We start from the raw sequence: 13,772 nt of genomic DNA, 5'->3' as shown, positions 1-13,772 counted from the left end.
CGAGAATCGCCACCCGAACTCCCGTTTTCCCTTGACCTTGCCGCCCTGCCGTCCTAACCGCAGCGCAACATTTTTCGGGATATCGGGGGCTGCAATGAAGGTTCTTCTGATCGGATCGGGTGGGCGCGAACACGCCCTTGCATGGAAGATCGCGCAGTCGCCGAAACTGACGAAGCTTTATGCCGCACCGGGCAATCCCGGCACCGCCGAAGAAGCGGAAATCATCGCGCTCGACACGGACGACCATGCAGCGGTCGCCGACTTCTGCCGCAAGGAAGCGATCGATTTCGTCGTGGTAGGACCTGAGGGTCCACTGGTCGCCGGCATCGCCGACGTGCTGCGCGCAGCCGGCATCGCCGTCTTTGGCCCCTCTGCCGCGGCCGCCCAGCTTGAAGGCTCCAAGGGCTTCACCAAGGATCTCTGCGCCCGCTACGATATTCCGACCGGCGCCTATGGCCGCTTCACCGATGCGGAGAGCGCCAAGATCTATGTGCGTGAACAGGGCGCACCGATCGTCATCAAGGCCGATGGTCTCGCCGCCGGCAAGGGTGTCACCGTCGCCATGACGCTCGACGAGGCGCTCGCCGCCGTCGACGACTGTTTCGCCGGCGCCTTTGGCGCCGCCGGCGCCGAAGTGGTCGTAGAAGCCTATCTCGATGGCGAGGAGGCAAGCTTCTTCTGCCTCTCAGACGGCAAGACGGCGCTGGCGCTCGCGTCGGCCCAGGACCACAAGCGCGTCGGCGACGGCGATACCGGACCGAACACCGGCGGCATGGGCGCCTACTCGCCGGCCCCGGTCATGACGTCAGAGATGATCGAGCGCACGATGAAGGAAATCATCGAGCCGACGATGCGCGGCATGGCGGAAAGCGGCCATCCCTTCTCCGGCGTGTTCTTTGCCGGGCTGATGATCACCGCCAAAGGACCGGAACTCATCGAATACAACGTCCGCTTCGGCGACCCGGAATGCCAGGTGCTGATGATGCGCATGAAGAGCGATCTTCTGCCGCTTCTCTATGCCGCGGCGACCGGCACGCTCGCCGGCATGACTGTGGAATGGCGCGACGAGACGGCGCTGACCGTCGTGATGGCCTCCAAGGGCTATCCGGGCAGCTACGCGAAGAACACCCCGATTGACGCCCTCCCCGCAGCATCCGACACCACCAAGGTGTTCCACGCCGGCACAGCGATGAAGGACGGAGGCCTGGTCGCAACCGGTGGCCGTGTGCTCAACATTACGGCGACAGGGGCAAGTGCCGGCGAGGCCAAGGACAGGGCCTATGCGGCGCTGTCGGCCGTTTCCTGGGACAACGGCTTCTACCGGCACGATATCGGCTGGCGCGCGGTCGCGCGCGAGAAGGCCTGACCGGAAACCGGTCAATTCGCGGATCATTCTATTTTTACCAATTCTCCTGACGGGAAAGTAAGGGAGCGCGCATATTCTCGCCGGTAACGATCCGGGAGAAAAACGATGCGCCTGTTGCTGATCACCACCGTCCTTGGGCTTGCTGCTGGCAACGCCGCGGCGTCGTCGATCGAAGCGATCGCCTCCGGCACGACCGACAATGCCAGCGTCTCCACGGTTTCCTGCGCCGATTGCCCGCCGTTGCAGTCGCGGAAGAAGGTCACCTACGTCGTCCCGACGATCGCGGCGGGCGACGAGACGATCGAGCTCAAGAAAATCAACGGCGAGATGAAGATGGTGCGCACGGAGGCCTGGCTCGGCGGGTCGCCGGTGGTGTTCGTCAGCAAGCCGTCCCACGAGATGATCAGGACGGCCGCGGCCGAAACCGACGATGCTGCAACGGTGACCGTCTCGAACATCGCAAACGACCAGAACCCGCAGGCGTCCAGGCCGGAGTTTCTTTCCATCGATCAGACCGCAAAGACCGCCGCGGTGACCCCGATCGGCGCGTCCATGGTGGCTGCGCCCGTGGCCGACGAGAGCTCACAGGATTTTGATCCGTCCACCCTCGAACTTCGGCTAGACTGATCGCCTATCGGGAAAGTTCCCTGCCCCGCTCAGCCGTCCCCTGCATTCAAAGGCTGACGGGCGTATCGCTGTAAGAGCGAGAGATTGCGCCCCTGAGAGAAGCGGGGGCGCAATCTTTTTATTGCGAGCCTTCCAATTCATCGATCCGCGCGACCAGCGCCTCTATCTGTCTGTCAGAATAGACTTCGACGCCGTTGGCGAGGAGCAAGGCGGCCGTTACGCCTTCACCCGGATGGCGCGCGCCGGAAAAGCTCCCGTCATAGACGAAACCCGACCCGCAGGACGGGCTGCCATCGATCAGGAGCGCGAAGCGACAGTCGGCTTGCCTGGCAAGCGAAAGAGCGTTTTCGGCAGCCTGTATGAACCCCTCGGTGACGTCGCCGCCGTCTATCTCCACCACCCTCGCCTTGCCGGCGAGCACGTCCTTGCCGACAGCGCCGGCGGCGATCTCGGCCGGCGGACGCGGCACCGGCATGCCGGCCGACATTTCCGGACAGATGGTCACGAGACGGCCTTCCGCGCGCCAGCGGTCTATCGCCGGGTGCAGGAGCGGCTTCGACTGGCCGTCGTAGCGGACGGCATGGCCCATGAGGCAGGCGCTGACGAGAATTTTTGCGGGCATGCCTTTCTCTACTCCGGCGCCCTGCCGGTCAGCAAGCGCGATCGCAGTGCCCGGACAAGGGATCAGATCCAGCGGTCGTTTTGCGCGGTGCGTTCGCCACCCTCATGCCCGGTGTTGAGCGTGCCGCGCGGCTCGATCAAGAGCATCTTCACCTCGCGCTCCGCATAGGGCTTGTGTTCGACGCCCTTCGGCACGACGTACATTTCGCCGGGACCGAGCGTCACAGCCCCATCGCGGAAATCGATGCGCAATGTTCCTTCGAGTACGATGAAGGCCTCGTCGGTATCTTCATGATCGTGCCAGATGAAATCGCCTTCGATGCGCACGATCTTGAACTGGTAGTCGTTGAGTTCGGCAAGGACGCGCGGTTGCCACTGATCGCTGAAGAGCGAGAGTTTTTCGGCAAAATTGATCGGCTTGTAGGCCTTTGTCGCGATAGTCATCGGCTGTCTCCATCTTGCGTGATCGAGACAGCATATAGGTCGCCGGGCAGCGAGCCGCTTGAACGTTTGTGCGCGGGTGTGAGGCCGCCGGTCTCCCGGCGGCGACCCGGCCTTAGCCGACGATCTTCGAGAAGTCCGCGACCGTGCCGGTGGCCGAGCGGATCAGGCCGAGCAGCGCCAGACGGTTGGCACGGATTGCCGCATCATCGTCATTGACGAGTACGTCGTTGAAGAACTGGTCGACCGGTTCGCGCAGCTTGGCCAGCGCTTCCATGGCCGAACGGAAGTCTTCCTTGGCGATCGCATCGCGTGCTTCAGCCGAAGCAATTTCGACAGCCTGGTGCAGCGCCTTCTCGGCGTCGAGACGGAAGAGGCCGGCATCGACGGCGTCGGCGACGGCAGTGCCCTTCTTCTCTTCGGCTGCGAGGATCTGGGTGGCGCGCTTGGTGCCGGCCAAGAGGTTGCGGCCTTCCTCGTCGGTGATGAAGGCGGTCAGCGCTTCCACGCGGCGGGCGATCATCAGCAGGTCGTCGGCTTCCGGCGTCAGCACGGCGTCGATCAGGTCGTGACGGGCGCCGAGGTCGCGCAGATAGACCTTGAGGCGATCATGGAAGAAGGAGAGCAGATCGGCCGAAATGTCGTCCGCAAGCGCCGGCTTCTGCGCGCGCAGGGCGACGAGTGCCGTTTCGAATACAGGCAACAGCGCCAGGCGCGCCTTGCCTTCCAGGATCAGGCGGATCACGCCGAGTGCGGCGCGGCGCAGCGCAAAGGGGTCCTTCGAACCGGTGGGCTTTTCGTCGATCGCCCAGAAGCCGACGAGCGTGTCGAGCTTGTCGGCAAGCGCAACGGTCACTGCCACCGGATCGGTAGGCGCACGGTCAGAGGGACCATTCGGCTTCCAATGGTCCTCGATCGCCGTGGCGACAGATCCGTTCTCGCCCTGAAGCAGGGCGTACTTGTGCCCCATGATGCCCTGAAGCTCAGGGAATTCGCCGACGGCTTCAGTGCGCAGATCGGCTTTGGCCAGCACGACGGCGCGGTCGACGAGCTTGGCGTCGGCGCCGGTGACCTTGGCAAGTTCACCAGCAAGCGCGCGGATACGGGCGACGCGTTCGCCCTGGGTGCCGAGCTTGGCATGGAAGGTAACGTTCAGCGCATCGAGCTTGGCCATGCGCTGATCGAGCGGCTTGCCGAGGTCCAGATTGAACTTCTTGGCGGATGCTTCCAGCGTTTCGAGATCCGGCAAGTTGCCCTGGTCGCGGTGCCAGAAATGCGCTGCGTCCGAAAGACGGGCGCGCACGACCTTGCCGTTGCCATGCACGATCTCCTTGCCGCCGTCCTTCGCCTCGATGTTCGAGACCAGGATGAACTTGTTGGAGAGCGTGTCGGCGCCCGGCGCGCGGGTGACGAAGCACTTCTGGTTGGTCTTGATCGTCAGTCGGATGATTTCCGAGGGGATTTCGAGATAGGCTTCCTCGAAGCTGCCCATCAGCACCTGCGGCCACTCGACGAGGCCGGAGACTTCTTCGAGCAGGCCTTCGTCTTCGACGAGCTCGAGGCCGTTGGCGAAGGCGACATTGCGGGCGTCGGCCAGGATCATTTCCTTGCGGCGCTCGCCATCGAGAACGACCTTCGCCTTTTCCAGCTTCTCGGCATAGTCGGCAAAGCGGCGAACCGTGATCGCTTCCGGTGCATGGAAGCGGTGACCATAGGTGACGTTCGAGGCGACGATGCCGTCGACTTCAAACGGGATCACATGGGTTTCCTCGGTTTCCGACCCGAAGGTGCAGACGATCGACTGCAGCGGGCGGACCCAGCGCAGCGCGCCGGGCCTGGCCGATGCCACGCCGGAACGCATCGGCTTCGGCCAGGGGAAATTGCGGATGATATCCGGCATCGCCTCGGCGATGATCTCTTCGGCGGGACGGCCCGGCTTGACGATATGGGCGACGTAGAAGTCGCCCTTCTTCGGGTCGCTATGGACGTGCGCCTCGCTGATCGAGGAAAGGCCGGCGCCGCGCAGGAAGCCTTCGATCGCCTTCTCGTTGGCGTCGGTGCGCGGACCCTTGCGCTCTTCGCGAACATCGGCGGAGCGGGCGTTGAGGCCGCGGATGTCAAGCGTCAGCCGGCGCGGTGTCCAGTACTCGCGCGCCCCCTCATAGGTCAGGCCCGCTTCGACCAGGGCATCGGTCAGCAGCTTCTTGAGGTCACCGGCCGCCTTGCGCTGCAGGCGGGCAGGAATTTCCTCGGAGCGGAGTTCGATAAGAAGATCGGGCATGGGAGTGACTTTTTCTGTTCCTGACGGTTGCGGCGGACTTAGCAATCTCTGGCAAGATTGTCACCAAGCGCCGCGATGAATTTGATTTTCCAAGGGCAAGTGCGAGGCGGATTTACCAGCCGCCGCCACCACCGCCACCACCGCCGCCGCCGGAGAAGCCGCCGCCGGAAGAAAAGCCCGACGATGACGATTTGGGCGGCGGAGGCAGCGACGACGTCATCGTGTCCGCCATGGATCCGGCAAATCCGCCGATGCGATCGCCGAAGGTGCTCGAGCCGAAGCCGTCACCGTGATACCAGCCCGGCTGATAGGCAGCGGCCGCAGCCGCCCCAGCCGCCGCGGCAAGCAGCCAACGATCGAAGGTCTCGGTCCAGGGCTTCTCGACGCCAAGCGCCACGGCGTAAGGGAGCAGCGTCTCGAAATGCCGGGGCGACATTTCGGGCGCGCCTTGCATGTTCATCCGGTCTTTCTCGGCGAGCGTCATGTATTGCCTGAGCCCGTCGATGCCATCCATCATCCGCGTTCCGAGCGGCGTCGGCGCACCCATCAGGAAGAAGAACAGCACGTTGACGAGCACGATCGCGCCGATCACGAAGAGCAGCGGCAGTTCGTCGGTTTCGGCTGCCGAATAGAAGACGGCCGCAAGGATGGTCGAGAAGATGGTGAAGGCGACGAAGCCGATGAAGGCGACCACGACGATCGACATGATCCGGCTCATCAGGCTCCTTTCGCGGCGAAGCGACTTGCCGAAGGAGACTGCGAGGATCGAGACGAAGAAGGCGATGAAAACAGGAACGATCACCAGCGGCAGGCTGTCCTCGCTGAGATCCCCGAACAGGAACACGGCCGCAACCGCCAACACCGAAAGGATGACACCGGCGACGATGTAACCGCTGTTGGCGTGGTAGTACTTGCCGCGATGCTCGCGCTCCATGGCGTTGCGGAAATCGGCGCCGGTCGCCTGCACCCGTGTGCCATGGGCGCGGTCGATGGTGAGCTTGCCGCCAGCGGCATTGACCGCCTTCATCACGGCCGCCTCGCCGGTCGGCAGCTTTTCGTCGGGTTTCTTGCCGGTGGCGGCAATGACGATGGCGTTCTTCAGGTCTTCGAGAACCACGTGGCCCTTGACCGCGAGATTGAGTGCTGCCGCCGACAACGCGGTCCAGCCCTCGCCGGAAAAGCCCCTGTTGTCGATGTAATTGACCAGCGCCGGTGAGATGCCCTCCGGCGGATCCCAGCGCGGCACCATGACGCCGCGGTCCGGGTCACGCCCGGCCCTGAGCCAGGCCTGGCTATAGTAGAGCAGGACGACGGCAAGGCCGGCACCGGCGATGACGAGCGCCAGATGGTCGTGCAGCCACCAGGCATTTTCCTGGCTGGAGGTGGGCCTGTCGATGCTGCCCTTCGGCATCTTGATGGCGATCGTCAGCCCTTCGCGCGGGTCGAGACGTCGGGTGGTGGCAAAGAAGATTTCGCTGCCGTCCCTGGATGCACGCGCATCCTTGCCGGTCGCGCCATAGCCGCCAGTGAAGTAATCGAGCGCTTCGGCCCTGACGCCGTCCGGCAGCGTCACGGTCGCACTCGCCTCGTCGATCGGGAAATCCCACTCCGTACCGGTGACGTTCCAGTAGAGTTCGTCGTGATCGTCAAAGAAGCGAATCTGCCGGCCAGTCTCGTAGGTGAACTGGAAGGTATGCTCGCCCCGCTCCAGAAAGACCTCGGCCGAACCGGTGTAGATGCGGATGCCGCCGTTGATCGTCTCGGTGCGATAGGGCTCCTCCTCACCGTCACGCTCGACCGAGAGCAGCTTGAAATCGACCTTGCTGCGCTTGCCATTCGCGTCGGTGAAGGTCAAAGGCATGTCGCGATAGACACCGCGGCGGATCTTGTTGCCCTCGACCGTCGCCGTGATCGTCTCGGTCACCGTCATCGTGCCGTCCTTGGCGACATCGATGACGGAGCGATAGGCGGAGAAGACCTCCTCCGCCCGACCGACGCCTGCCGTTGCCAGCAAAAACACCAGAACAGCAAATGCGGCAGCGAAACGGACCATGCGGATCAAGCTTTCTTCCGGTTGAGGTTCAAGACACGAGATCGGTTCTTATGGGTGAGAACGGGATGCGCGCGGAAACCGCAGACACGGCCGCACATCCCGCACGGTATCAAGGCCGGTCGCCGGTAAATTCGACGCCGAGCGAGGCGAGCGCATCCCAATAGGCCGGGTAGGTTTTGGCAACGCAGCCTGGATCTTCGATGGCGATCCCGTGGATCTTCAGGCCGGCAAGCGCAAAGCTCATGGCGATGCGATGGTCGGCGAAGGTGTCGATCGAGGCGGGCAAGGTCTGGCCGGCAAGCGTGGGATCGGAAGAGACGATCAGGTCGTCGCCTTCCTCATGCGCCAGATCCGGCCGGATCGCTGTCAGACCGAGCGACAGCGCGCGCACGCGGTCGCATTCCTTGACGCGCAGGTTGGCGAGACCGACGAAGCGCACCGGCGTCTTGTTGAAGGCGGCAAGTACGGCGATCGTCGGGATCGCGTCCTGCATCTGCGAGCCGTCGATAACGGCGGGCAGGTTCGGGAAGCTCGCGATCACCGCATGGGCGCGGGCATCCGGCTGCGAGAAGGCGTCCGCCGGAACGCCGATATCGATGGCGCCGCCGGTCAGGACTTCCGCAGCCCAGAGATAGGTCGCCGCCGAAGCATCCGGCTCGATGACATAGTCGGCTGCCTTGTAGCCGGTCGGCGCGACCTGCCAGACGGAGGGGCTCAGCTGCTCGACTTCGGCGCCGAAGGCACGCATGGCGGCAACCGTTAGGTCGATGTAACCGCGCGCGCCGATCTCGTCGCCGGCAAGCTCGATGTTGACAGGACCCTTGGCGCCGGGGGCCGCCATCAGCAGGGCCGAGACATACTGGCTCGACAGGCCGGCATCGATGACGACGCGACCGGCCGGGAAGCCGCCGGTGCCTTTGACGGTGACCGGCGGGCAGCCGGTTTCGGAGGTGACTTCGACGCCGAGCGTTCCGAGTGCTTCGACCAAGGGCTTGATCGGCCGCTTGCGCATGTGCTGGTCGCCATCGACCACGACCGTGCCATCGACGAGCGCGGCAGCAGCCGTCAGGAAGCGTGTCGCCGTTCCGGCATTGCCGAGGAACAAGGGAGCTGCCGGCGGGAGCAACTTGCCCGTGCTGGTGACGACGAAGGTCGTTTCATCCGGCTCGCTGACTTCGACGCCCATCGCGCGCAAGGCTTCCGCCATGTAGCGGGTGTCGTCGCTCTTCAAGGCACCCGTCAGCCGGCTCGTGCCCTTGGCAAGGCCGGCCAGAAGCAGCGCCCGGTTGGTGATCGACTTCGAGCCCGGCGGGCGCACATGGCCGCGGAGCGGGTGGTCGGTCGGCAGGATGGTCAGTTTTTTCATGCTAGCGGAGGTCATCGAATAGGTCTCTTGATGCGAATGGCGCCGCGGCGGGATCCCGCGGCGAGGAATGTTCGGGAGGCGTGGCGGTCAGAACTTGACCTGCGGCACCGCGCGGTCGGCTTCGTTGGTGATCTCGAAATAGCCGGCTTTGACGAAGCGGAAGGCGTTGGCGATCAGGTTGGACGGGAAGCTCTCGACCTTGACGTTCAAGTCACGGGCCGCACCGTTGTAATAGCGGCGCGACATCTGGATTTCGCCTTCGATCGTTTCCAGCGAGCGCTGCAGCTCGGCGAAATTCTCGTTGGCCTTGAGGTCCGGATAAGCTTCCGCCAGCGCAAAGAGCTTGCCGAGCGCCTGGGAGAGCGCGCCTTCCGCCTGGGCCCGCCCCTCGACGTCGCCGGCTGGCACCGCCTGTGCGCGGTTGCGCATGGCGATCACCTCTTCGAACGTCGACTTCTCGTGTGCGGCGTAGCCCTTCACGGTTTCGATCAGGTTCGGGATCAGATCGGCGCGGCGCTTCAACTGCACATCGATACCGGACCACGCCTCCTCGGCGATCTGCCGCGCCTTGACGAGACCGTTATAGACGAAAACCAGATACAGAATCACGACGACGGCGATTGCCAGACCGATCATAGGGCACCCTCCAAAAACTCGCGCAGAGATTAGCATTCGCTTCTCAGCTTCAAAGCGCTTTCTGCAGCATTTGGCCAGAGAAACCTGCTCCTCCCCAATTCCCGCCTGCACCGTGAACACTGTGTTTCCCGATGCCACGCCTTTTCACGTCAAAAGACCGGCTTTCCTGTTCCATCGGGAACGGCGACCGGACCGGTGATGGGCGATAGTCGGTTCATCGAACAACCCCGGAAACGAAGTGAAGACCATGAAAACGCTCGCAACTCTCATCAACGTGATCGCCTTTACGGCGCTCTTCGTTGCCTATGCGAGCGCGCATTCTCCGGAACGGCCGAGCGGTGTTCGCCGCGCTCTTCAGACCTACTCCGGTCAGGTCTATACCGGCGCCTATCCCACAATGAAGCCGTACTGCAAGAACGACGCCGGCACGACCTTCGTCATCTGACAGTTGAAGGTTCAGCGATCCGCGCCGCGATCGCCGCTGCTGCCTCATCAGCGCCGAGCGTCGTCACATCGATCTCAATCAATCGGTCGCTTCTGCCGCGCAGCAGCCGGTGCGCGCGCCGCAATCCCAGAAGAACTTCCGGATCGGTCAGCTTGTGCAGCTTGCTCCGGCCGGCGCGTGTCAGGCGCTTGACATTTTCCTCGACGTCGCAATCGATCACGACCGCAACGAAGCGAGCGCCGCGTTTTTGCGCGAGTGCGGCGCAGTCCTCGAAGGCACGCGTGTCGGTGGTATCGTCCGAGAGCGCATCGGTGAAGATGAACGACCGTTCGGCTGCCGCCCTTTCCAGGTGCTCGAACACGCTTTGGCGGACCGCCGATCGAAGCGAGCGATAAAGCGGGTCACTGCGCGCAAACAGTGCCTCGGCCGGATTGATCAGCGTGTGATTGTCGGCGAGCCGCGCGCCCAGCCTTTCAGCAAGATGGCGCGCGATCGTCAGCTTACCGGTGCCCGGCCAGCCGTTGATGTGAACGACAAGGCCGGACGGTTCTACGCTCAAGCGGCGTCCCGGTTGAGGTTCGCGCCACCGGCGTCGGTCAACAGGAAGGCTTCGCCGCAGGCCTTGGCGAGCGTGCGCACCCTAAGGATGTAGCTCTGGCGCTCGGTGACCGAGATCACGCCGCGGGCATCGAGCAGGTTGAACACATGGCTTGCCTTGATGCACTGGTCGTAGGCTGGGAAGACGCATTTGTGCAGGTGGTTGTTGCTGTGGTCGCCCGGTGCTCCGGCAGCCAGCAACGCCTGGCACTCGGCTTCCGCATCGATGAAGTGCTGATGCAGCATCGCCGTGTTGGCGTATTCGAAATTGTAGCGCGAATATTCCTGTTCGGCCTGCAGGAAGACATCGCCATAGCTGATCTTCTCGGCACCCTCGCGACCGTTGAAGTTCAGGTCGTAGACGTTGTCGACGCCCTGCACATACATGGCGAGGCGTTCGAGACCGTAGGTCAGTTCCCCCGAAACCGGCGAGCATTCGATGCCGCAGACCTGCTGGAAATAGGTGAACTGCGACACTTCCATGCCGTCGCACCAGCACTCCCAGCCGAGACCCCAAGCGCCGAGCGTCGGGCTTTCCCAGTCATCCTCGACAAAGCGGATATCGTGCAGCAGCGGGTCGAGGCCGATCGCCTCGAGCGAGCCGAGATAGAGTTCCTGCAGGTTGGACGGGTTCGGCTTCAGAATTACCTGATACTGATAGTAGTGCTGCAGGCGGTTCGGGTTTTCGCCGTAGCGGCCATCGGTCGGGCGACGCGACGGCTGGACGTAAGCCGCACGCCAGGGACGCGGGCCCAGCGCGCGCAGGGTCGTTGCCGGATGGAAGGTACCGGCGCCCACTTCCATGTCGTAGGGCTGCAGCACGGCGCAACCCTTGTCGGCCCAGTAATTGTGGAGTGTCAGGATCAGAGCCTGAAACGAGCGCTTCGGGTTCATATGATCAGGCAGAGTGGTCATGGATCGCGTCCGGATTTCTTCTAGAAAATGTGCCGGACAGGTGCCACGCCTGATGACAGGGGTCAAGCGCTACGGCAGCAGGCGGGCAAATAGACCGCAGCCACACTGACGCGTTCCGACCGCCCTCACTCGCCGTCGCGCTTCAGCCTGTATTCGCCGGTCTCCGGGTCCTGCACCAACGTTCCCTGCGCCCCGGTCTGCTCCTCGCGGCGAGCCTGTTCGCGCTGGCGCGTCAGCTTCTGGGCATCCGCCACGAACTTGCGATAGCCGAGCCAGAAGACGAAACCTGCGATCAGGAGCAGGATGAGTTGCGGCATTTTCCCTCCAAGGACATTTCAGGCCGGGCAGGCATCAAAGCCCGAACCGCGCCCACAATGCCCTTTCCTCGATGGCTTCGGCAAGTCCCGCCGCTGCGGAAGCGGCCATTGGCTCGACCAGAGCACCGGCAATGGCCGCGCCGCTCTGCCGGCGGCCAAAAAGGCTGCGCACCGGCTGGATGAGCTCGAGCCGCGCCTTGTCGCCATAGCGCTTCTTCACCTCGCCGCGCAGATCGCCGAGACTATCGATGATGCCGAGCTCCAGCCCGCGCCGGCCGGTCCAGAAAAGGCCGGAGAAGATATCTGGATCGTCGGCGAGCAGCTGGCCGCGACGGGCCTTGACCATCTGGATGAAGGTATCGTGGATATCGAGCTGCAGGTTCTTCAGGAATGCGATGTCGTTTTCCTTTTCCGGCTGGAACGGATCGAGCATCACCTTGTTTTCGCCAGCGGTATAGACACGCCGCTCGACGCCGATCTTCTTCAGGAGTTCCGGAAAACCGAACCCGCCGGAGACAACGCCGATCGAGCCGACGATCGAGGTCGGGTCGGCAATGATCTCGTCGCCGGCAAGCGCGATCATATAGCCGCCGGATGCGGCGACGTCCTCGACGAAGATCAGCACACGCTTTTTCTTCTCCTGGGCGAGATCGCGGATGCGTTGGTAGATCAACCGCGACTGCACAGGGGAGCCGCCAGGCGAATTGACGGAGATCGCGACAGCAGGCGCGTCCTTGTTTGCGAAGGCCTTTTCGAGAAGCGGGGCCGCTGTCGCCAGGTTGAGCGCCGGCCGGAACTGACCGCCGCCGGCCATGATCGCGCCGTGGAGCCGGACGACGGGGATCGTCACGCCTTCCTTGCGAAAACGCTTGGGCAACAACCATCTCAGGAACGCCTTCATTTCAACTCCTGCCTGCTGGGACATGCCATGATTTTGAGCCGGAACGACCGGAAATCATAGACATGACCGCGTCTCATCGGCGAAAGCGGAATGCTTCGCCCGATCGCCCGCCAGGGGCTCTTCCATGCCATGTATGCACTGATGCGGCGAACGCAATGCCGCATACGGTAAATCAGCGGCGGCGATAGGCGGCGCGGCCATTGTTGAGGTCGTCGACATGGTCTGCGAAGCGATGCCCCTCCTCGTGCATGACGAGCGGGGCGCGGAAGACCAGCCGTTTGCGACTCTGCTTGATCGCCGTCACCAGGATGCGCACGGCGTTTTCACCGACCCGCGGATGCAGCGCCGTGATCTCGATGCCGCCAAAGCGGCGGCCGCAAGCGGCGATGATCTCGGCGATCGATTCCGGCCGAGCGATCAACGACAGTTGCCCGCCGGGCTTCATGATCGCGCCCGCCGTCTTCACCCAGATCTCGAACAGCCCGTCGCTCATCGCATGGGCCTCGGCCCTGAGCGCATCCGGAGTCTTGCGGTCCGAGGCATCGTTGAAGGGTGGGTTCATGATCACATGATCGAAGCTGTCATCCGCCAGACCCGTCGCGACACGCGCCTTGCCGGTCAGTGAAACGTCGGCCTCAACGACCGAGACGCGCGAGGAAAGACGGGCGTTTTCGGCAAGCGCCAGGCTGCGGCGGGCAAACTCCGCCATAACGGGCGAGCGCTCCACCAGCACCACTTCCGCATCGTCGATCCGCGAGGCGACGGCCATGCCGGCTGCACCCGCGCCCGCACCGAGATCGGCGACCCGGCAGGGACGATCCGATGCAACGAGCGACGCAAGCAGCATGGCGTCCATGCCGGAGCGATGCCCCTTGCCGAGTGGCTGGACGACATGGAACTTGCCGCGGTGAAATGCATCTACGGTTTCGGTCGCAGCCGGCATCGGCTCCGTGCTCAAGGGCGCAACTCCGCCTCGAGCCCGGCATCGATCAGGATCCGGCGCGCCGCGTCCGCGTCTTCCTCGGCGACCAGAAAGCGACGGGGCAAGAGGCCGAGCGAGCCCTCAAGAATGCTCATCCCCTGGTCGGCGATGAGGCTTGCGATGCCGGCATCCTTCATCAGGCTCTCGGCAAAGGAGAGCACGACGGCATCGTTGGTACGGATCAATTCCTTCATCCGGCGGTTTTTCCTGTCCTATTTCAGCAA

At 63.6% G+C, this 13,772-nt stretch carries 15 protein-coding genes; 3 read left to right on the top strand and 12 right to left on the bottom strand.

Going from position 1 to position 13,772, the window contains the following annotated elements; genetic code table 11:
• Positions 1-94 precede the first annotated feature (94 nt).
• Positions 95-1,366, top strand: coding sequence for a phosphoribosylamine--glycine ligase (purD, locus tag ASE71_RS15115; RefSeq protein WP_060516358.1), 1,272 nt, complete (start codon positions 95-97; stop codon positions 1,364-1,366).
• Between the two features lie 105 nt (positions 1,367-1,471).
• Positions 1,472-1,993, top strand: coding sequence for a plant virulence effector HPE1-like domain-containing protein (locus tag ASE71_RS15110; RefSeq protein WP_034801101.1), 522 nt, complete (start codon positions 1,472-1,474; stop codon positions 1,991-1,993).
• Positions 1,994-2,111: 118 nt separating this feature from the next.
• On the opposite strand, the gene ASE71_RS15105 is transcribed toward ASE71_RS15110, so the two are convergent.
• The 6 genes from ASE71_RS15105 to ASE71_RS15080 all read right to left on the bottom strand — a co-directional run bounded on the left by ASE71_RS15105 (position 2,112) and on the right by ASE71_RS15080 (position 9,391).
• Positions 2,112-2,615 carry a DUF523 domain-containing protein gene (locus tag ASE71_RS15105; protein WP_034801098.1) on the bottom strand — a complete coding sequence of 168 codons (504 nt, stop codon included), beginning with the start codon at positions 2,613-2,615 and terminating at the stop codon, positions 2,112-2,114.
• Between the two features lie 62 nt (positions 2,616-2,677).
• Positions 2,678-3,058 carry a cupin domain-containing protein gene (locus ASE71_RS15100; protein WP_060516361.1) on the bottom strand — a complete coding sequence of 127 codons (381 nt, stop codon included), beginning with the start codon at positions 3,056-3,058 and terminating at the stop codon, positions 2,678-2,680.
• 112 nt (positions 3,059-3,170) lie between these two features.
• Positions 3,171-5,336 (bottom strand): glycine--tRNA ligase subunit beta, encoded by a 2,166-nt coding sequence (gene glyS, locus ASE71_RS15095; protein WP_060516363.1) that lies wholly within the window; start codon positions 5,334-5,336, stop codon positions 3,171-3,173.
• 112 nt (positions 5,337-5,448) lie between these two features.
• Entirely contained in the window at positions 5,449-7,389 is a 1,941-nt protein-coding gene (locus tag ASE71_RS15090) for a DUF2207 domain-containing protein (protein ID WP_060516366.1), read from the bottom strand.
• Between the two features lie 109 nt (positions 7,390-7,498).
• On the bottom strand, positions 7,499-8,755 hold the full coding sequence (locus ASE71_RS15085) for a 3-phosphoshikimate 1-carboxyvinyltransferase (RefSeq protein ID WP_413814639.1): 1,257 nt from the start codon (positions 8,753-8,755) through the stop codon (positions 7,499-7,501).
• Positions 8,756-8,842: 87 nt separating this feature from the next.
• Positions 8,843-9,391, bottom strand: a complete 549-nt coding sequence (locus tag ASE71_RS15080; protein ID WP_034801085.1) for a LemA family protein — start codon at positions 9,389-9,391, stop codon at positions 8,843-8,845.
• A 247-nt stretch (positions 9,392-9,638) separates the two neighbouring features.
• Between ASE71_RS15080 and ASE71_RS15075 the strand changes: the two genes are divergently transcribed.
• Positions 9,639-9,836 carry a hypothetical protein gene (locus ASE71_RS15075; RefSeq protein ID WP_034801082.1) on the top strand — a complete coding sequence of 66 codons (198 nt, stop codon included), beginning with the start codon at positions 9,639-9,641 and terminating at the stop codon, positions 9,834-9,836.
• Here the strand turns inward: ASE71_RS15075 and ASE71_RS15070 are convergent.
• The 6 genes from ASE71_RS15070 to ASE71_RS15045 form a co-directional block, all read right to left on the bottom strand.
• Positions 9,829-10,395, bottom strand: coding sequence for an AAA family ATPase (locus ASE71_RS15070; protein WP_060516370.1), 567 nt, complete (start codon positions 10,393-10,395; stop codon positions 9,829-9,831). The two genes, ASE71_RS15075 and ASE71_RS15070, sit on opposite strands and share 8 nt — an antisense overlap.
• Complete coding sequence (locus ASE71_RS15065; RefSeq protein ID WP_060516372.1) at positions 10,392-11,348, bottom strand: glycine--tRNA ligase subunit alpha; 957 nt, start codon at positions 11,346-11,348, stop codon at positions 10,392-10,394. Before ASE71_RS15065 ends, ASE71_RS15070 begins: the two co-directional genes overlap by 4 nt.
• Positions 11,349-11,473: 125 nt before the next feature.
• Positions 11,474-11,665, bottom strand: a complete 192-nt coding sequence (locus tag ASE71_RS15060) for a membrane protein (RefSeq protein ID WP_034801076.1) — start codon at positions 11,663-11,665, stop codon at positions 11,474-11,476.
• Between the two features lie 34 nt (positions 11,666-11,699).
• Positions 11,700-12,566 (bottom strand): S49 family peptidase, encoded by an 867-nt coding sequence (locus ASE71_RS15055; protein ID WP_060516374.1) that lies wholly within the window; start codon positions 12,564-12,566, stop codon positions 11,700-11,702.
• A gap of 172 nt (positions 12,567-12,738) precedes the next feature.
• Positions 12,739-13,509: a tRNA1(Val) (adenine(37)-N6)-methyltransferase gene (locus ASE71_RS15050; protein ID WP_060516563.1), complete on the bottom strand. Its 771-nt coding sequence runs from the start codon at positions 13,507-13,509 to the stop codon at positions 12,739-12,741.
• 11 nt (positions 13,510-13,520) lie between these two features.
• The gene (locus ASE71_RS15045) at positions 13,521-13,742 is read right to left on the bottom strand and encodes a DUF2007 domain-containing protein (protein WP_034801069.1); all 222 of its coding nucleotides are present in this window, start codon (positions 13,740-13,742) and stop codon (positions 13,521-13,523) included.
• Between the last annotated feature and the right edge of the window lie 30 nt (positions 13,743-13,772).

Source organism: Ensifer sp. Root954 (genome assembly GCF_001429005.1).
In the GTDB taxonomy this organism is placed as follows: Bacteria; Pseudomonadota; Alphaproteobacteria; order Rhizobiales; family Rhizobiaceae; genus Ensifer; species Ensifer adhaerens.
This window is presented reverse-complemented; position numbering and strand designations above follow the sequence as displayed.